This window comes from Rhizobium sp. PL01 (genome assembly GCF_033447125.1).
Taxonomy (GTDB): Bacteria; Pseudomonadota; Alphaproteobacteria; order Rhizobiales; family Rhizobiaceae; genus Pararhizobium.
Window position 1 is genome coordinate 260,587 of sequence record NZ_JAWQUM010000008.1, and the last position, 19,490, is coordinate 280,076.

Below are 19,490 nucleotides of genomic sequence, written 5' to 3' on the forward strand. Positions count from 1 at the left end.
TAGGGCCTTCGCCTTATGCCATTGCAGCTCCGCCGGGAACGGGGCTGCACCTTTAACTCAACCGGGAGGAACCACATGAAACTGACACGCAGACTGACGCTTGCCGCCTTCGCCGGCGCCCTTTCGCTTGGCGTTGCCATGCCGGCATTCGCCGCCGATCTCATCGCCATCATCACGCCGAGCCACGACAACCCGTTCTTCAAGGCGGAAGCTGTCGGCGCCGAGGCGAAAGCCAAGGAACTTGGTTACGAGACCCTCGTTCTCGTTCATGACGACGATGCCAACAAACAGAGCCAGCTGATCGATACCGCTATCGGCCGCGGCGCCAAGGCGATCATTCTCGATAACGCAGGCTCGGAAGCCTCGATCGCGGCCGTCCAGAAGGCCAAGGACGCAGGCGTCCCCTCCTTCCTGATCGACCGCGAAATCAACGCCACCGGTGTTGCCGTCTCGCAGATCGTTTCCAACAACTACCAGGGCGCGCAGCTCGGCGCTGAAGAGTTCGTCAAGCTGATGGGCGAGAAGGGCAACTATGTCGAGCTTCTCGGCCGCGAAGCCGATCTGAATGCCGGCATCCGCTCCAAGGGCTATCACGACATCATCGATGAATATCCCGAGTTGAAAATGGTTGCCCAGCAGTCGGCCAACTGGAGCCAGACGGAAGGTTACTCCAAGATGGAAACCATCCTGCAGGCCAACCCTGATATCAAGGGCGTTATCTCCGGTAACGACACGATGGCCATGGGCGCAATTGCAGCCCTCCAGGCCGCCGGCCGCAAGGACGTGATTGTCGTTGGCTTCGACGGTTCCAACGATGTGCGCGACTCGATCACCGCAGGCGGCATCAAGGCGACCGTGCTGCAGCCGGCTTACGCCCAGGCCCAGATGGCGGTTGAGCAGGCAGACACGTTCATCAAGACCGGCAAGGGTCCGGCTGAAGAAAAGCAGCTGATGGATTGCGTGCTGATCAATGCCGACAACGCCACCAAGCTCGAAACCTTCGCGCTGAAGAACTAATCCTCCCAAAGGATGCGCACAGGGCGGAGCATCTCTGTCCTGTGCGTTTTTTGCCATATACGGAGTGACTTTCATGCCGAATTTCCGGGCCGCTGCCGCAATTTCGCTTGCCATCGTGCTAGCCTTGCCCGGCTGCAAGATCATCAAGACACCGACAGCCGAAGAGGCGGCCGCCGAAGCAAGCGGCGGGTTCGCGCCGGACAAGCAGGTCGCCGAGATCTGGGATGCCAAGGTTATCCCGTTCCTCGAAAAGCGCGCTGGCACCTTTCAGGAGGTTGCCGCCCTGTCGAAGTCCGATCTCGACGCCGCAGCAGCAAAATACGGTCACAAGGAAAAAGAGGGCAGCGCGCCCTGGACCTTCGCGGCCAAAGTCTCCGGAACGATCATCAAGGCGGAAACCACATCACGCGCCGGCTATCTCGACACAGACGTCGATGGCGACGGCAAGGCAGACGTGCGTATTCAGATCGGCCCGGTCATCAAGGGCACGGCGATCCGCGACAGCCTGGATTTCGTCAATTTCAACGAATTCAAGAACCAGATCCAGTGGGCCGAATTCGGCAAGGCGTTCAACACCCATGTCAACGGCCTGACACTTGCAAAATTGCCGCGCGAAGGCCTCGAAGGTAAAAAGGTCGAGGCGCTCGGCGCCTATCCCTTGCCCTCCACCGGCCAGCCGGCGCTATTGACGCCCGCCACCATCACGATCGGCGGCTGACATGGCCGCTGATATCAACAACACGATCCTGAAACTTGACGACGTGACCAAGGTCTATTCCGGTATCGTCGCCGTCAAACATGCGAGCCTCGAGCTGAAGCGCGGCGCGGTCAACGTTCTCGTTGGCGAAAACGGCGCCGGCAAATCGACTCTCATGCGCATGATCGCGGGTGTCGAAAAGCCCTCGCTCGGCCGCATTCTGCTCGAAGGCAAGGAAGTCGAGTTCAATTCGCCCGCAGATGCCCAGAAGCATGGCATCGGCATGGTGTTCCAGGAACTCAACCTGTTCGGTAATCTCTCCGTTGCCGAAAACATCTTCGCCACCCGCGAGATTACCCGTGGCCTGCGCGGCATCGACCACAAGGCTCAGGTTGAGAAGGCCAATCACTTCCTCGACAAGCTCGATGCCGGCATCAGCGCCGAGACGATGGTCGAGGATTTGCCGATCGGCCAGCAGCAGCTCGTGGAAATCGCCAAGGCGATCTCGCTCGATACCCGCATTCTTATTCTCGACGAGCCGACCTCGGCTCTGTCTGCCGCCGAAGTCGATATCCTGTTCAAGGTCATCGGCGAGCTGAAAGCTCAAGGCGTCGCCATCGTCTACATCTCGCATCGCCTGGAAGAGCTGATGCGCATCGGCGATTACATCACGGTTCTGCGCGACGGCCAGATCACCGGCCAGGCGATGGTCAAGGATATCGACACCAAGTGGATCGTCCGCTCGATGATCGGCTCCGACGCCAAGGATTTTGCCAAGTCGCTCGATCACAAGCTTGGGCCTGAAGCTTTCCGCGCCGAAGACATCTGCCTGCCGCGCAAGACCGGCGGCTTTGCCGTCGATCACCTGTCGATCTCGGTCCGTGCCGGCGAGGTTCTTGGCATTTACGGCCTGATGGGCGCCGGCCGCAGCGAATTCTTCGAATGCGTCATCGGCCAGCACGCCCATTCGACCGGCAAGATCTTCGTCGCCGGTGAAGAGATCGTGGCCAAGGATACCTCGACCCGCATCCGCAAGGGCCTTGCCCTCATCCCGGAAGATCGCCAGCGCGAAGGCCTGGTGCAGGTCCTGTCGATCGCCTCGAACCTGACCTTGGCTAGCCTGGAAAAATTCGTGAAATTCGGTTTCCACATCGCTGGGGACCGCGAGCAATCGGCGATCAAGGAATCGATCCGAAACCTCTCGATCAAGGCGCCGAACCCGGATTTCGACGTTACCTCCATGTCGGGCGGCAATCAGCAGAAAGTCGTTATCGGCAAGGCACTGATGACAAATCCGAAGGTGCTTTTGATGGACGAGCCAAGCCGCGGCATCGATGTCGGCGCCAAGGCCGATGTCTTTCGCACCATGCGCAGGCTGGCCGGCGAAGGCCTCGCCATCCTGTTTTCGACCTCCGACCTGGAAGAGGTCATGGCGCTTTCCGACCGTATCGCTGTCATGAGCAACGGCCGCGTCACGACCATTCTCGACCGGGCCGAGGCCACCGAAGAACTCATCGTCAAGGCTGCGTCCGAGGGACACAAATCGGCCGGCCACACATCGACAAGGGAAATTGCGTGATGACGACTGCAACCTCGACCGAAAAAATCCCGGCGGCCGATAGCGGCTCCGTCCTCCTGACGCTGATGAAGCTTCGGACCTTCATCGCGCTGTTCGCCGTCATCGCCTTCTTCTCGGTCTTTGCCCCGAATTTCCTGTCGACGGCCAACATCATCCTGATGTCGAAGCATGTGGCGCTGAACGCCTTTCTCGCCATGGGCATGACCTTCGTCATCATCACCGGCGGCATCGATCTTTCTGTCGGCTCGATCGTCGGCCTTTGCGGCATGGTGGCCGGCGGCCTGATCCTCAACGGGATCGACCTTCAGATCGGCTATACGATGTATTTCAACGTCGTCGAAGTTTGCCTGATTACGCTGTTCGTCGGCGTCGTCATCGGCGCGGTCAACGGGCTTCTGATCACCAAGCTCAACGTCGCCCCGTTCATCGCCACGCTCGGCACGCTCTACGTCGCCCGCGGCTTTGCGCTTCTCTCCTCCGACGGGCAGACCTTCCCGAACCTGATCGGAAAGCCCGAACTGGCAACGACCGGCTTCGGCTTTCTGGGGTCTGGCCGTATCATCGGCCTGCCGGTGTCGATCTGGATCCTGATCGTCGTGGCGCTGGCCGCCGCCTATGTCGCCAAATACGTGCCGATCGGCCGCCAGATTTTTGCCGTCGGCGGCAACGAGCGCGCCGCCCGCATGTCCGGCATCCGCGTCGATCGCGTCAAGATGTTCGTCTACATGTTCTCCGGTTTTTGCGCAGCTATCGTCGGCATCGTCATCTCATCGGAACTGATGGCCTCGCATCCAGCAACCGGCAACTCCTTCGAGCTCAACGCCATTGCCGCGGCGGTTCTCGGCGGAACCTCGATGTCCGGCGGACGCGGCACGATCGGCGGCACAATCATTGGCGCCTTCGTCATCGGCATCCTGTCCGACGGTCTGGTGATGATGGGTGTTTCCTCATTCTGGCAAATGGTCATCAAGGGCATCGTCATCATCGTCGCCGTGGTGGTAGACCAGGCCCAACGCCGATTGCAGCAGCAGGTGACATTGATGCAGCTGGCTAAGAAGGGCTAAGGTTTTAAAAAGCCTTCCGCAACTCCTCCCCCCTTGTGGGGAGGCGTTCTCTTTTGACTTCAAGGGAAAAACAGATGTCGGATCTCAAAGGCGCCCTGATCGGCTGCGGCTTCTTCGCTGTCAACCAGATGCACGGCTGGAACAACGTCAAGGGAGCCACCATCGCCGCCATCTGTGACCGTGATCCCGAGCGCCTGAAGATCGTCGGCGACCAGTTCGGTATCGAGCGGCGCTATACGGATGCTCGGCAGATGTTTGCCGATAGCGGCTTCGATTTCGTCGATATCGCCACGACCGTCAACAGCCACCGCGCGCTTGTCGAAATGGCCGCCGCTTACAAGGTGCCGGCCATCTGCCAAAAGCCATTCGCTCCTACGCTTGCCGACGCCAAAGCGATGGTCGCGGCCTGCAAGGCGGCTGGTATTCCGCTGATGATCCATGAAAACTTCCGCTGGCAGACGCCGATCCAGGCCGTCCGCAAGGCGCTGGACAGCGGCGCGATCGGCACGCCTTTCTGGGGCCGCTTCTCGTTCCGCTCCGGTTACGACGTGTTTTCCGGCCAGCCCTATCTCGCTGAAGGCAAGCGCTTCATCATCGAGGATCTCGGCATCCACACGCTGGATATCGCCCGCTACATTCTCGGCGACGTCACGTCGCTGACGGCCCGCACCAAACGCGTCAACCCGAAGATCAACGGCGAGGATGTGGCAACCATCCTGCTCGACCACGACAATGGTGCCACCTCCATCGTCGACGTCAGCTACGCGACGAAACAATCCATCGAGCCCTTCCCCGAAACGCTGATCGAAATCGATGGAACCGAAGGCTCGATCCGCCTGTCGCAAGGCTATGAGCTACAGGTTACCAACGCCGAGGGCACGGTCAACACTGACGTTGCCCCGACGCTGTTGCCGTGGGCATCGCGTCCATGGCACAATATCCAGGAAAGCGTTTTCGCCATCCAGCAGCACTGGGCCGACAGCCTGATCGCGGGTACGGAAACATCGACATCCGGCACCGACAATCTGAAGACTTTTGCGCTGGTTGAGGCAGCCTATGAAAGTGCCGCCAGCAAAGCCACCATCGATATCGGAACCCTGCTGAAATGACCGACGCGGACCTCGCTTTCCGGCTCTACGGCACCATGCAGACTGAGCCCGCTCCGCGAGTGCTGAAAGCCGGAAAGCTGACGGCACATCTTGCCGGCGGCAATGTGAGGGCCATCGCTTATGACGGCGTCGAGGTGCTCCGTGCCATCTCTTATCTGGTCCGTGACCGCGACTGGGGCACCTACGATCCGAAACTAGCGGACGTCAACGTCGCCGAAACGAAGACCGGTTTCACCGTTGCCTACACCGCCCGCTGCAACGGCGCGGATGGCACCCTTCTGAACATCTCTGCCGTAATCGAAGGCACCGCCAACGGCAGTCTGACATTCGAAGGCACGGCTCAATCCGCGACTGGTTTCGAGACCAACCGTTGCGGCTTCTGCATTCTCCATCCGATCGTCGGTGTCGCCGGCACAGCCGTCACCGTCGAGCATGTCGATGGCGCCATCGAAGAGACGAAACTGCCTGACCTGATCGAACCCTGGCAGCCCTTCAAGGACATGCGCGCCATCACCCACACCGCGCTCCCCGGGATCACCATCGAATGCCGGATGGACGGTGATACGTTCGAAATGGAAGATCAACGCAACTGGTCAGATGCCTCCTACAAGACCTATGTCCGCCCGCTCGCTTTGCCTTGGCCCTACCGGATCCCGGCAAACGAACCCGTTGCCCAGCAGATCACCCTGACGATCACCGACAGCCGCACCTCGGCTACTCCATCCTCATCCACCGAAAACGCCGGTGTCATCCACCTCACCCAGGATACCGCCACCGGCACCATGCCCGCCATCGGAGTGTTGATCACCCCAGAAGAAGCCAAGGCCAGCCTCATCGCCCTCCAGCAACCGGACGCCCCGAAGGTTCAGGACCTGCTCTTTCATTTCGATCCTACAGCTGGGCATGGCGGGCCTGCATTCAATGATTTCGCCGCGATCGCCGCCATCCACGCCGGCACCACGACGCTCGAAATCGCCGTCCCGTGCCAGCGCCCACCGGATGAGGAAATGCAGGAAATCGCCGCCTGGATGTCCGCTGCAGGTTTCGCGCCTGACGCCGTCATGGTCTGTCCCGCTGTCGACCGGCAATCAACACCACCTGGCAGCCAATGGCCGGACTGCCCGCCACTTGAGACCGTCTACGCAGCGGCTTCCAAAGCCTTTCCCGGAATTCGCCTCGGCGGCGGCATGCTATCTTACTTCACAGAGCTCAACCGCAAGCGCGTGCCGGGTGAAAACCTCGCCTTCATCAGCCACTGCACCAACCCGATCGTCCACGCCGCCGACGATGTCAGCATCATGCAGACGCTCGAAGCGCTGCCCTTCATCACCCGGTCCGTCCGCGCGATCTACGGCGACAAGCCCTACCGCCTCGGCCCCTCAACCATCCCCATGCGCCAAAACCCCTACGGCAGCCGCACGATGGACAACCCGAATGGCGGTCGCATACCGATGGCTAACCGCGACCCCCGTCACACCGGCCAATTCGCCGCGGCGTTCGCCACAGGGTATGTTGCTTCGGTGCTAGATGCCGGGCTCGAAACATTGACGCTGTCAGCTCTCACTGGCCCGTTCGGGCTTGATGCCGGACAGGATGAACCAGTCGAAGAGGGCGGCAAGCGTCCTCTGCATACCATCGTCAACGGGCTGGCGGACCTTGCCGGGCAAAGATGGCAAGCCGTCACCTCCTCTGCTCCGGGAAAGGTCCTGGCGTTCACGGTAGAGACAGCGACAGGGCGAACCGCCTGGATTGTCAATCTGACGGCTCAGGAACAGTCCGTCGAAACTCAGCTCGGCATCCACCACGTCAGGGCGAACCTCACTCCATTCGAAACAACCTGCGTCGCCATGTGAGCAGCCGATCCTTGAGGCGTGAGTGCCAAATGTTCATATGGCAGCAGGTTGGACTTAGCCCATGCGCTCCGAGGCATAGCTTCCCGGGCTAGCCGGAAACACCACTGTGCGATTGCCGTTGATGAAGGTGCGGTGGTGGATATGGGCGTGCACGGCACGCGCCAGCACCTGGCTTTCGACATCGCGGCCGATCGAGACATAATCCGCGGCCGACTGCGCGTGAGTGATGCGGGCAATGTCCTGCTCGATGATCGGGCCTTCGTCGAGATCGGCGGTGACATAATGCGCCGTCGCACCGATCAGTTTGACGCCGCGCTCATAGGCCTGCTTGTACGGGTTGGGCCCCTTGAACGATGGCAGGAACGAGTGGTGGATGTTGATGATCTTGCCCGACATTTTCTGGCACATCTGGTCCGACAGGATCTGCATGTAACGGGCCAGCACGATCAGTTCGGTGCCGGTCTGTTCGACCACGTTCATGATCCGGGCTTCGGCTTGAGGCTTGTTGGCCTTGGTCACCGGGATATGGTGGAACGGGATGTCGTGATTGACGACCACCTTCTGGTATTCGAAATGGTTGGAAACGACGCCGACGATCTCGATCGGCAGCGCGCCGATCTTCCAGCGGTAGAGAAGGTCGTTCAGGCAATGGCCAAAGCGCGACACCATTAAGAGCACCTTCATGCGGTGAGCGCTGTCATGGAAACCGTAGTTCATCTTGAACTTGTCTGCGACGGCGGCGAACCCAGCGCGGATATCGGCTGCGGAAACGCCCTTTTCAGAAATGAAGCTGACGCGCATGAAGAACTGGTCAGTATTCAGGTCGTCGAACTGTGCGCTGTCGACGATGTTGCACTCCTGCTCCGCAAGATAGCCAGAGATCGCCGCAACGATGCCACGGGTGGATTTGCACGATACGGTCAGAACGTGGTTTTGCATTGTCTGTCTTGCTTTCGTTGCTGCGCCTAACGCTAGGCCGGGATGCGGATAGGCGTGCTTAGCGCCCCCTTGTCGGTCGGCGCCTTTCACTCTGAGATATCTGGGAAAAACCGCCATGCGAGGCAGCGGCTAAGATGGTAAGATCAGGGGTGGTGATCCGCCCCGCGACACCGGCAAGCGCGGTGTTACGTCACCGACTTTAGGAACGCTTCCAGCTCGATTGGGTCGATACCCACCAGATGGGCTTTGGCGGGATAGACGCCAGATTTTACATCGGCCACATATTCGGAGAACGCAGCAATCCGCTCCTGTTGCAGCCGGTCATATTCCGCGGCGAAATTGCGGTAGGTCTTGGCGTGGCGGGGAACATGGCCCTTGTTGGCGCCGAGCACATCGTCGGCAAAGAGATATTGCGCATCACACCCCGTACCCGCGCCCATTGACAGCATCAGCATGGAGGTGCGTTCGCTGATCGCCGCTGCAACTTCGCCCGGAACGACTTCGATCTCTGCCGCAAAAGCTCCTGCCTCTTCGAGCGCTTTGGTCTGCCGCCACACCTCAAGTGCACTGATCGACGTCTTGCCGACCGCGCGAAAACCGCCGGTCCAGGTGGCCTTTGACGGGATCAGCCCGACATGCCCGCAGACTGGAATCCCTTCATCTCGCATGCGACGCACAGTCTGCAGCCCGGCGGCGCAGTAAACTGCGTCACCGCCCGCTTTCAAAGCCTGGAAAGCCGCCCGCATATACTCCTCGGCCGTTACCAGATCACCGTATTCGAGGCCGGGGAAGGCAAAGACCGAGGGTGCGGCCTCACGGAAGGCGGGGCTGAGGAGGGATGGCGGCACGGAGACAAGGTCTATCCCTGCCCGCTCGGCAGCATCTGCCTCCTCCAATGTCTCGACGCGCAGCATGCTGAGCTGGCGTTTGCCTTTCATCGAAAGCAGATCGGCGACGGTCGGGCGGCGGTGTCTCATGGCATGTTTCTCCGTTGCCGCGGACGGCGGAAGCGTCGTCGCGGTTCGTTCCTTGTTTGATATTGCGAGGCTCAGGCCGCCAGCAAACTCTTCAATTTGGTCGCAGGCGCTGCGAGGGCCGCGGGATCGGGGTGGACACCGGCTGCAATCATCATCTCGGCAAGGCGGATATCGCGGGCGATCGTGTTGCCGTGGCCGATACCACTGGCAGCGATCAAGCGACCGCCGCCATCGAGATGGAACAGAATGAAGGCGCCATCAGCCATCTCGCGACGCACGGTCTGCACCGCACCATCCGCAAGGCCGGCAATCTGCAGCGTCAGGTCGTACTGATCCGACCAGAACCAGGGAATGGCTGTTGTCGTCTCGCCTGCCCCGAGAAGATTGGCGGCGGCCAACAGGCCCTGCTCCTGCGCATTGCGCCAGGCTTCCAGTCGCAACCGGCGCCCACCATAATGCGAGAGCGGAAACGAGCAGCAATCGCCGGCGGCAAAAATGTCCGGTGCAGATGTCCTCAGATACGCATCGACAGCAATGCCGTTGTCGATCTCAAGTCCAGCGTCCCGGGCAAGCTCGACGTTCGGGACGGCGCCGATGCCGACGACGATCAGGTCGGCGGCAATCGTGCTGTTATCCTCAAGCAGGATTTTCGCACCGTTCCGGCTCTCTTCCAGGCTCCGGATCTTGACGCCGCACAGGATCTCCACACCCTCCGATGTGTGCCGCTCGGCAATCACAGCGGCCAATTCTTCCGGAACGCCGCGGCTCAGAATACGGGAAAGGCCCTCAATCACTGTCACGCGAGCGCCGAGTTTGCGTGCGGTCGCCGCAAGCTCCAGCCCGATAAATCCGCCGCCGATGATGACAAGATGACTGCCTGGCTGCAGCGCGGCACGGATGGAAACGGCATCGCCGTGGGTTCGCAGTGTGCGGATACGCTGGTGGGTATCAGACAGGCCGGGAAAAGGGCGCGGACGGGAGCCTGTTGTCAGAAGCAATTGGTCATAGGCCAGATTGCTGCCGTCGGATAACCGGACGGTCTTGGCCATCGTGTTGATGTTTTCGGCACTGATGCTGGTCAAGATGGTGATGCCGGCTTCGCCATAGCGCTGGGCATCCGAGACCAGCTTCGGCGCGTGGCCATGCAACAGGGCATCTTTCGATAGTGGCGGACGCTCGTAGGGCAGATGTTCCTCGGCCCCGACAAGGGTGATCTCCCCGTCAAAGCCCTTTTCCCGCAAGGCGAACGCGGCGCGCGCGCCGCACTCCCCTGCCCCGATGATGACAATGTGCGACATGGCGGGATCCTTCAACCAACAGAGATGAAGACGCTGCCGGCTTCGACCTTGACCGGGTAGGTCTTGAGATCGACGCACACGGGGGCACCCTTGGCTTCGCCGGTCATGTAGCTGAAGCGGCCGTTGTGTTTTGGACACTCGATGATGTCGTCCATCACCAGCCCATCGGCCAGATGTATCTTTTCATGCGTGCACAGACCGTCTGTCGCAAAGAACCTGTCGTCAGGACTGCGGTACACCGCAAATGTTTTGCCGTCGTGATCGAAGCGGATGACATCCTCTTCATCGATTTCGCCAGTTGCACAGACTTCCACCCAGTTGCTCATCGTTTCCTCCGTTCAGTTTCGTTCTGGACACCGCCCTATTCGGCGGCGATTGGCTCGGCGTGAAATTCCTCGCGATAAGGTTTGGCCGTGGGCGGCAGCGCGCGCTTGAGGAAATAATCCTCGTTCTTCAGCTGGCGCAGGAAGGCCGGGATCATCTCGCGGTAACCTTCGAGCATCGATGCGTTCGGAGCCGGCAGGTCGTGCTTGATCATGTCGTGCAGGTGCGGCAACGCGTGATAGGGCACCATCGGGAACATGTGATGTTCGACGTGATAATTCATATTCCAGTACACGAACCGGCTAAACGGGTTCATGTAAACGCTGCGGCTATTGAGGCGATGATCGATAACGTTGTCGGCAAGGCCACCATGCTGCAGAAGACCGGTCAGCACATGATGCCACGCGCCATAAAGCCGCGGCAGGCCGACAAGCATCAGTGGCAATATGGAGCCAAGGTAAATTGCCAGGGCGATGGTGGCGGCATAGATCAGCAGCCAGATGCGGGCGACGCGGATAACGCGCGGCTGTTCCTGTTCCGGAATGAACGTCCGTTCGGCTGTACTGATGATACCGGCGGCATTGCGGACCATGTCGAGCATCGCGTAGCCGGCATCGAGCAGGCCGAAGAAATTGAGGACCAGCCGAAACAGGTCCGGGGGCCGCATGACGGCAATTTCCGGATCGCGGCCGACGATGACGGTATCCGTGTGATGCCGTGTATGGCTCCAGCGCCAGGTCACCGGATTGCGCATGATCATGAAACAGGCGATCTGATAGACCGCATCGTTCATCCACCGTGTCTTGAAGGCCGTGCCATGGCCGCATTCATGCCAGCGCGAATCCGACGCCGATCCATACATGACACCATAGATCAGGAAGAACGGCACGCACCACCAGGAGCCCCAGAAATAGATGCCAAGCGCGCCGGTGACGACCATGCTGCCGAGCCAGAGCGCGGTATCCCGGATAGCCGGGCCATCCTCACGCTTCATCAGTTCTTTCATCTGCTTGCGCGGGATATCCGTGTGATACCATTCTGCGGCGGCAAGTCCGCTGTCGACGGCGGCCTGGGCATCAAGCCCGAGTAGGCTGTAGTCGCGTTTCGTGGCAACCTTGTCCATTGGATCCTCCCGCCGTCCGGTTGTTGGCTTGTGCAGGGAAGGATAGGTTGACTTTCATTGCAGCTCAATGCAGCCTTGATGTATTCTATCAAAACCAATCATACCTTGCATGATGAAATGACAGTTTACATCAGAGGACACGATGAGCGGACGCCCCACCATTACAGATCTAGCCAAGGCCGCAGGCGTGAGCGTGGCCACTGTTGACCGAGTTCTGAACGGGCGCCACAAAGTCCGGGAAGAAACTGCACGCCGGGTCTATGACGCGGCCAAGGCTATCGGCTACCACGCCGTCAGCCTCCTGCGTCAGCGCGTTTTCGAGGATCTGCCGCAGTACCGGCTGGGCTTTATCCTGCAGAAACCAAACCAGTATTTCTATCAGTCGATGACCAAGGAAATCGAGGCTGCGGCACTGTCAACGCCCGGCGTTCGGATCATTCCGCAGATCGACTACAACATGAGCGCAACGCCAACCGCGCTGACCGAAAAACTCAAGACCGTTGCAGCCCGCAATCAGGCTGTTGCTCTTGTCTGCCCGGATTATCCGGCGGTCACAGCGGCAGTAGAGGAGCTAAGGGAAAAGGGAGTCCCCGTCTTCTCGCTTCTTTCCGATTTTGCCGCCGGTGTTCGGGAAGGTTATGTCGGCCTGAATAACCGCACCGTCGGACGCACGGCTGCCTGGATGATCGCCAAGGCAGCACGAAAGCCGGGCAAGGTCGCAACCTTCATCGGCAGTCACCGCTTTCACGGCCATGAGCTGCGTGAGATCGGTTTCCGCTCCTATTTCCGCGAAAATGCCCCCGAATTCGAGGTGCTGGATACGGTGGTCAATCTGGACACTGCCGAGATAACCCACGAGGCAACCGTCAATCTCCTGCAACGCCATCCCGATCTCATCGGTTTCTATGTCTGCGGTGGCGGCATGGAGGGAGCGATCACGGCGCTAGCCGAAGAAAAGCGAGCCGGGAAACTGCTCGTTGTCGTCAACGAGCTGACGCCGGAGTCCCGTTCAGCCCTTGCCGAGGATCTGGTGACCATGGCGATATCCACGCCCGCCGCCCCGATTGCACGGGAACTAATCGGTCAGATGGTCGCCGCCATCGATCGAGGTGTCGGCGGTGTCCCCGGCCAGACATTTTTGCCATTCGACATTTTCACGCCGGAAAACATCTGATCGAGATGTTCTGAAAATGATGGAATTCCCTCAGGGGCTTTTTGCATTCTTTCATGAATGACAGGGCAATGCTGCCTTCCGCTTTGACTGTTCCGCAATAAGCTGATGATCCTCACGTCTCAGGGAGAGAGCTTTGCATTGGCCCAGACGCGCGAAGACCGTGTCGGCAGCTTCTCTCCGGGTGGTTATTTGCAGGAGGAACACCCATGACGACCCTTACATTCGCGCTTAATCATATGACTGCTCCGGCCCTTTCGCCGGACGCATTTTTCGCTCTGGCGAAATCGCTCGGTATGACCGCAGTTGAAATCCGCAACGATCTTGAGGGCAACGCTATTGTCGACGGCACGCCGGCTGCCGAGGTCAAGGCACTGGCGGAGAAACACGGACTGACCATCATCTCGATCAATGCGTTGCAGCGGTTCAACCAGTGGAACGACGATCGCGCCCGCGAGGCACAGGATCTTATCACCTATGCGCGCGACTGTGGCGCCAAAGCGCTGGTTCTTGTTCCGGTCAATGATGGCAGTGGCCAAGAAGAGGGCAAGCGGCAGGCCAATCTTAGCGAAGCGCTCACGGCGCTAAAGCCGATGCTGGAAGAGGCCGGTATCATTGGCCTGGTAGAGCCCCTCGGCTTCGAAATCTGCTCGCTGCGTTCCAAAACCGAGGCCGTCGAGGGCATTCGAGCCATTTCAGGAGAGAATACTTTTAAGATCGTGCATGATACGTTCCACCATCATCTTGCAGGAGAAGAAAAATTCCATCCGGAAATGACGGGTTTGGTCCATATATCCGGCGTCGCTGATCCGGACGTCACCGTGCGCGCGATGCGCGATCCGTACCGCATCCTCGTCGATGCCGCTGATCGGCTGGACAATGCCGGTCAGATCCGAAAGCTGCGGGAAAACGGCTACACCGGCCCGTTCTCGTTCGAACCCTTCTCACCCGAAGTGCATCAATCCACCGACATCAAAACGGCGATCCGCAAGAGCATGCAGTTTCTAACAGCAAAAGCGTGACAGAAAGGACGTTCCATCGGGTGTTTTTGCACGAATGTCCGCTGGAACGCCCTTGACGCTGGAATTATAAAATGGAATAGTTATTCCGTATTAACAAACTATCGGTTTGTTTATTCTGTTTTGATGCAAGGCCGTCCGGGAGAGACGGAATACGGGAATTGGGCATCACCGGGCAACGGGGTGCCTCCGGCTTGTGGAGGGTGGCCGCCGGACACCGTTTTGTGGAGGAAATACATCATGAAGAAACTGATCATTGGCGCAGCTCTGGCTGTGATGATGTCGACTGCAGCGCAAGCCGAAACCGTCGGCGTGTCGATGGCAAAGTTCGACGACAACTTCCTGACCGTTCTGCGCAACGGCATGCAGGATTATGCAAAGACCCTCGACGGCGTCACGCTGCAGGTTGAAGATGCCCAGAACGATGTTGCCAAGCAGCAGAGCCAGATCCAGAACTTCATTGCTGCCGGTGTCGATGCGATCATCGTCAACCCGGTCGACACCGATGCGACGGCCGCATTGTCGAAGATCGCCGCAGAAGCCAAGATCCCACTCGTCTACGTCAACCGCGAGCCGGTCAATATCGACACGCTGCCGGACAGCCAGGCTTTCGTTGCTTCCAACGAAGCCGATTCCGGCACGCTGCAGACCAAGGAAATCTGCAAGCTGCTCGGTGGCAAGGGCAAGGCCGTCGTGATGATGGGCGAACTCTCCAACCAGGCCGCCCGCATGCGCACCAAGGACGTCCATGATGTTCTGGCGACCGACGAATGCAAGGGCATTGAGATCGTTGAAGAGCAGACTGCAAACTGGTCGCGGACTGAAGGTTCAGACCTCCTGACCAACTGGCTTTCGGCTGGCACGGAATTCGACGCCGTTATCGCCAACAATGACGAAATGGCCATTGGTGCAATCCAGGCGCTGAAGGCTGCCGGCAAGCCGATGGACAAGGTCGTCATCGGCGGTATCGACGCAACGCAGGACGCTCTGGCCGCCATGGCAGCCGGCGATCTCGACGTCACCGTGTTCCAGAACGCCGCCGGTCAGGGCAAGGGCTCGCTCGATGCGGCGCTGAAGCTCGCCAAGGGCGAAAAGATCGAAAAGAAGGTCTACGTTCCGTTCGAACTGGTCACCCCGGCCAACCTCAAGGACTATCAGGCTAAGAACTGAACCTGAACTCCGGGGCGCGCTAACCGCGCCCCGGATTGCCCCGTTTCGTTGATGACTGGCGCTGCGCGCCACCAACGAAACCATGAAGAGACCTTTGCTGCCTGAAGGCGCAGGTCCGGCCATACAGGCGACAGGGAGGCATCAGAACATGGTCAGTCCGACAACGATCGCAGCGGTTCGCGCCAGCGGCGCTATACCGAATGCCGAATATCTGCTCGCCGTCGAAGGCGTGCGCAAGGAGTTCCCGGGGGTCGTTGCGCTCGATGACGTGTCGTTCCGGCTGAAGCGCGGAACCGTGCATGCACTGATGGGCGAAAACGGCGCCGGCAAATCCACCCTCATGAAAATCCTTGCCGGCATCTATACGCCGGACAAAGGCGAGATAAAATTCAAGGGCGTCGATATCCAGCTGAAGTCCCCGCTGGATGCGCTCGAAAACGGTATTGCCATGATCCATCAGGAGCTCAACCTGATGCCGTTCATGACGGTCGCAGAAAACATCTGGATCCGCCGCGAACCCCTCACTCGATTCGGCTTCGTCGATCACGGCGAGATGAACCGCAAGACCGCCGACCTGTTCAAGCGATTGAACATCGCGCTCGATCCGGAGTCAGAGGTTCGTGACCTGTCGATCGCCAACCGGCAGATGGTCGAGATCGCCAAGGCGGTCTCCTACGAATCCGACGTTTTGATCATGGATGAGCCGACATCGGCGCTGACCGAGCGTGAAGTCGCCCACCTCTTCACCATCATTCGCGACCTGCGCAGCCAGGGCATCGGCATCGTCTACATCACCCACAAGATGAACGAGCTGTTCGAGATCGCCGATGAATTTTCGGTGTTTCGTGACGGCAAATATATCGGCACGCATGCCTCCACGGACGTGACCCGAGACGACATCATCAAGATGATGGTTGGCCGCGAAATCACCCAGATGTTCCCGAAAGAGGAAGTTCCGATCGGCGATGTCGTTCTGTCAGTGAAAGACCTCTGTCTGAAAGACGTCTTCCACGACGTGTCGTTCGATGTGCGCGCCGGCGAAATCCTTGGTGTTGCCGGCCTTGTCGGCTCCGGCCGCTCGAATGTGGCTGAAACGCTGTTCGGCGTGACGCCTGCAAGCTCTGGCTCAATCGCGATCAACGGCAAGGCAGTCAGCATCTCGTCTCCGACGGAAGCGATCCGCAATCGCATGGCCTTCCTTACCGAAGACCGTAAGGACACCGGCTGCCTGCTGATCCTCGACGTCCTGGAAAACATGCAGATCGCGGTGCTGCAGGACAAGTTCGTCAACATGGGCTTCGTCGATCAAAAAGCCGTTTCGGCAAAATGCGAAGAGATGGCCCGCAAGCTTCGGGTGAAGACCCCGAACCTGCAGGAGCGTATTGAAAATCTCTCCGGCGGCAACCAGCAGAAGGCACTGATCGGGCGCTGGCTTTTGACCGACCCGCGCATCCTCATTCTCGACGAGCCGACGCGCGGCATCGATGTCGGCGCGAAGGCAGAAATTCACCGGCTGGTCACCGAACTCGCCCGCGACGGCGTTGCCGTCATCATGATTTCGTCGGAAATGCCCGAAGTTCTCGGCATGAGCGACCGCGTCATGGTGATGCACGAAGGCCGGGTCACGGGCTTCCTAGACCGGGCGGAAGCGACCCAGGTCAAGGTCATGGAACTTGCAGCGCAGTGATGGCGCGCTTTTAGAAATACCATCAGGGAGGACATAACATGAGCACCAAGATTGAAGCTGCGGCAGCGGTGCCGAGCGCGAGCAAGCGGCGCATCCCGCCGGAACTCAACATTTTCCTCGTGCTGATCGGCATCGCGCTGGTTTACGAGGTGCTTGGCTGGATCTTCATCGGCCAGAGCTTCCTGATGAATCCTCAGCGCCTGACGATCATGATCCTGCAGGTGTCGGTGATCGGCATTATCGCCGTTGGCGTCACGCAGGTCATCATCACCGGCGGCATTGATCTCTCTTCGGGGTCCGTCGTAGGCATGACGGCGATGATCGCGGCCAGCGTTGCCCAGTCATCGACATGGGCGCGCGCGCTCTATCCCTCCCTTACCGATCTGCCGGCGATCGTGCCGATCAGCCTTGGCCTCGGAATAGGCCTGCTGACGGGCTTCATCAACGGCCAACTGATCGCGCGGACCAAAATACCACCGTTCATAGCGACGTTGGGCATGATGGTTTCCGCTCGCGGCGTCGCCAGTTGGTATACGAAGGGGCAACCGGTTTCCGGCCTCACCGATCAGTTCAACTTCATCGGGACAGGTATCTGGCCGGTCGTGATTTTCCTTGTCGTCGCGCTGATCTTCCACATAGCTCTTCGTTATACCCGCTACGGCAAGTTCACCTATGCGATCGGTGCCAATGTGCAGGCCGCGCGCGTGTCCGGCATCAATGTCGAAGCGCATCTGGTCAAGGTTTACGCCATTGCCGGCATGCTGGCTGGCCTTGCAGGCGTCGTCACGGCGGCTCGCGCCCAGACGGCGCAAGCCGGCATGGGCGTCATGTACGAACTCGATGCGATCGCAGCCACCGTCATCGGCGGCACGTCACTCACCGGCGGCGTCGGTCGCATCACCGGCACGGTGATTGGCACGGTGATCCTCGGCGTTATGACCTCCGGGTTCACCTTCCTTCGCGTTGATGCCTATTATCAGCAGATTGTGAAGGGCCTGATCATCATCGCCGCTGTTGTGGTCGATGTTTACAGACAGAAGAAGCGCAAGACAGTCTGACCGGCTGCAGGACAGGTGACGAGGATCATTGTTATGAAACCATTGGGCGTCGGCTTGATCGGCACGGGGTATATGGGCAAGTGCCATGCACTGGCGTGGAACGCGGTAAAGACGGTCTTCGGCGACGTTGCCCGCCCAAGGCTGGTGCATCTGGCGGAAGCCAATGCAGAACTTGCCGCCGCGCGCGCCGATGAATTCGGCTTCGAAAAGGCAACGTCTGACTGGCGCCAGCTCATCGACGATCCCGATGTCGATGTCGTCTCGGTCACCACGCCCAACCAGTTCCACGCCGAGATGGCCATTGCGGCTCTGGAGGCGGGAAAACACGTCTGGTGCGAAAAGCCGATGTCGCCTGCATTCTCCGACGCGCAGCGCATGCTGAAAGCCGTCGAGGCTTCCGGCACGGTCGCCATCATGGGTTACAACTATATTCAGAACCCGATCCTGCGCCACATGAAGATGCTGATCGATGATGGCGCGATCGGTACGGTCAATCACGTCCGCGTCGAGATGGACGAGGACTTCATGGCGGATCCCGAGGCGGCCTTCTACTGGAAGAGCGAACGTTCGGCAGGCTATGGCGCACTGGATGATTTCGCGGTGCATCCGCTATCACTGCTCTGGTATCTTTTCGGCCATGCCCGCTCAGTCATTGCCGACATGGCCAAGCCCTATGCCGACCGCCCCTTGAAGGATGGTGGCCGCCGGGCGGTCGAAAACTATGATGGCGCCAATATCCTGATACGGCTCGACAACGGCATCTCCGCCGTGCTCATGGCAAACCGCGCCGCCTGGGGCCGAAAAGGCCGCATCGCGCTACAGATTTACGGATCCAAGGGCTCGATCCTGTACGATCAGGAACGCATGAACGAGTTCGAACTCTATCAGGCCGATGGAAACAGCACCGAACAAGGCTTTCGCCGGGTGCTGACGGCTCCCGCTCATGCGCCCTATGGCCAATTCATCCCTGCACCCGGCCATGGCCTCGGCTTCAATGACCTGAAAATCATCGAGTGCCACGAACTGATCCGCGCCATCGAAAGGAAGCCTTTTTCGGCAATCGATTTCAAACAGGGCTTGCGCATCGAGCGGACCGTCCATGCCATGGCCCGATCGTTTGATGAAAAGACCTGGATCGAGATCGACGAGGTTGAAAGCGGCGCTTCGCTGTAGACAACAGACATTACGGCGCAGGCAAAGATGGGCTGTAGAATTCTGCCATGCGCGGGCGGGGTGCAGCTGCAAATCAAGGTGGGCGTCCCGGCGTCCCTGTTTTAATGGCGCGATGAGCCAACCAGCGGCGGCTCATCGCGCGCGATCTGCCAAGCTGCCTTCACTGATCGTCAATAGCGATTGGAACGATCTTCCAATACAATTGGATTTTCTCGAATATATTTCTCATTCT

17 protein-coding genes are annotated in these 19,490 nt (G+C 59.4%); 12 read left to right on the forward strand and 5 right to left on the reverse strand.

What is annotated here, in order from left to right; all coding sequences use genetic code 11:
- Positions 1-75: 75 nt before the first annotated feature.
- The 6 genes from R6X40_RS19825 to R6X40_RS19850 all read left to right on the forward strand — a co-directional run bounded on the left by R6X40_RS19825 (position 76) and on the right by R6X40_RS19850 (position 7,319).
- Complete coding sequence (locus tag R6X40_RS19825; RefSeq protein ID WP_318415530.1) at positions 76-1,017, forward strand: D-ribose ABC transporter substrate-binding protein; 942 nt, start codon at positions 76-78, stop codon at positions 1,015-1,017.
- Between the two features lie 73 nt (positions 1,018-1,090).
- Positions 1,091-1,735 (forward strand): DUF2291 family protein, encoded by a 645-nt coding sequence (locus tag R6X40_RS19830; protein ID WP_318415531.1) that lies wholly within the window; start codon positions 1,091-1,093, stop codon positions 1,733-1,735.
- Position 1,736: 1 nt separating this feature from the next.
- Positions 1,737-3,293 (forward strand): sugar ABC transporter ATP-binding protein, encoded by a 1,557-nt coding sequence (locus tag R6X40_RS19835; RefSeq protein WP_318415532.1) that lies wholly within the window; start codon positions 1,737-1,739, stop codon positions 3,291-3,293.
- Positions 3,293-4,357: an ABC transporter permease gene (locus R6X40_RS19840; protein ID WP_318415533.1), complete on the forward strand. Its 1,065-nt coding sequence runs from the start codon at positions 3,293-3,295 to the stop codon at positions 4,355-4,357. The genes R6X40_RS19835 and R6X40_RS19840 overlap by 1 nt, the downstream gene beginning before the upstream one ends.
- A gap of 74 nt (positions 4,358-4,431) precedes the next feature.
- On the forward strand, positions 4,432-5,466 hold the full coding sequence (locus R6X40_RS19845) for a Gfo/Idh/MocA family oxidoreductase (RefSeq protein WP_318415534.1): 1,035 nt from the start codon (positions 4,432-4,434) through the stop codon (positions 5,464-5,466).
- Positions 5,463-7,319 carry a hypothetical protein gene (locus R6X40_RS19850; protein ID WP_318415535.1) on the forward strand — a complete coding sequence of 619 codons (1,857 nt, stop codon included), beginning with the start codon at positions 5,463-5,465 and terminating at the stop codon, positions 7,317-7,319. The genes R6X40_RS19845 and R6X40_RS19850 overlap by 4 nt, the downstream gene beginning before the upstream one ends.
- Before the next feature lie 54 nt (positions 7,320-7,373).
- Here the strand turns inward: R6X40_RS19850 and purU are convergent, their stop codons facing one another.
- The 5 genes from purU to R6X40_RS19875 form a co-directional block, all read right to left on the reverse strand.
- Positions 7,374-8,258: a formyltetrahydrofolate deformylase gene (gene purU, locus R6X40_RS19855; RefSeq protein ID WP_318415536.1), complete on the reverse strand. Its 885-nt coding sequence runs from the start codon at positions 8,256-8,258 to the stop codon at positions 7,374-7,376.
- Positions 8,259-8,443: 185 nt separating this feature from the next.
- The gene (locus R6X40_RS19860) at positions 8,444-9,235 is read right to left on the reverse strand and encodes a 3-methyl-2-oxobutanoate hydroxymethyltransferase (protein ID WP_318415537.1); all 792 of its coding nucleotides are present in this window, start codon (positions 9,233-9,235) and stop codon (positions 8,444-8,446) included.
- Positions 9,236-9,306: 71 nt separating this feature from the next.
- Positions 9,307-10,533: an NAD(P)/FAD-dependent oxidoreductase gene (locus R6X40_RS19865; protein ID WP_318415538.1), complete on the reverse strand. Its 1,227-nt coding sequence runs from the start codon at positions 10,531-10,533 to the stop codon at positions 9,307-9,309.
- An 11-nt stretch (positions 10,534-10,544) separates the two neighbouring features.
- The gene (locus R6X40_RS19870; RefSeq protein ID WP_318415539.1) at positions 10,545-10,859 is read right to left on the reverse strand and encodes a MocE family 2Fe-2S type ferredoxin; all 315 of its coding nucleotides are present in this window, start codon (positions 10,857-10,859) and stop codon (positions 10,545-10,547) included.
- 35 nt (positions 10,860-10,894) lie between these two features.
- Complete coding sequence (locus tag R6X40_RS19875) at positions 10,895-11,980, reverse strand: fatty acid desaturase family protein (RefSeq protein WP_318415540.1); 1,086 nt, start codon at positions 11,978-11,980, stop codon at positions 10,895-10,897.
- A 142-nt stretch (positions 11,981-12,122) separates the two neighbouring features.
- On the opposite strand from R6X40_RS19875, the gene R6X40_RS19880 reads away from it, so the two are divergent.
- The 6 genes from R6X40_RS19880 (at position 12,123) to R6X40_RS19905 (ending at position 19,258) form a co-directional block, all read left to right on the forward strand.
- Positions 12,123-13,154: a LacI family DNA-binding transcriptional regulator gene (locus R6X40_RS19880; protein WP_318415541.1), complete on the forward strand. Its 1,032-nt coding sequence runs from the start codon at positions 12,123-12,125 to the stop codon at positions 13,152-13,154.
- Positions 13,155-13,360: 206 nt separating this feature from the next.
- Positions 13,361-14,173, forward strand: coding sequence for a TIM barrel protein (locus R6X40_RS19885; RefSeq protein ID WP_318415543.1), 813 nt, complete (start codon positions 13,361-13,363; stop codon positions 14,171-14,173).
- A gap of 237 nt (positions 14,174-14,410) precedes the next feature.
- Positions 14,411-15,340 carry a sugar ABC transporter substrate-binding protein gene (locus R6X40_RS19890; RefSeq protein ID WP_318415544.1) on the forward strand — a complete coding sequence of 310 codons (930 nt, stop codon included), beginning with the start codon at positions 14,411-14,413 and terminating at the stop codon, positions 15,338-15,340.
- A 148-nt stretch (positions 15,341-15,488) separates the two neighbouring features.
- Entirely contained in the window at positions 15,489-17,027 is a 1,539-nt protein-coding gene (locus R6X40_RS19895) for a sugar ABC transporter ATP-binding protein (protein WP_318415545.1), read from the forward strand.
- Between the two features lie 38 nt (positions 17,028-17,065).
- The gene (locus R6X40_RS19900) at positions 17,066-18,085 is read left to right on the forward strand and encodes an ABC transporter permease (protein ID WP_318415546.1); all 1,020 of its coding nucleotides are present in this window, start codon (positions 17,066-17,068) and stop codon (positions 18,083-18,085) included.
- 33 nt (positions 18,086-18,118) lie between these two features.
- Positions 18,119-19,258, forward strand: coding sequence for a Gfo/Idh/MocA family oxidoreductase (locus R6X40_RS19905; RefSeq protein WP_318415547.1), 1,140 nt, complete (start codon positions 18,119-18,121; stop codon positions 19,256-19,258).
- Positions 19,259-19,490 lie beyond the last annotated feature (232 nt).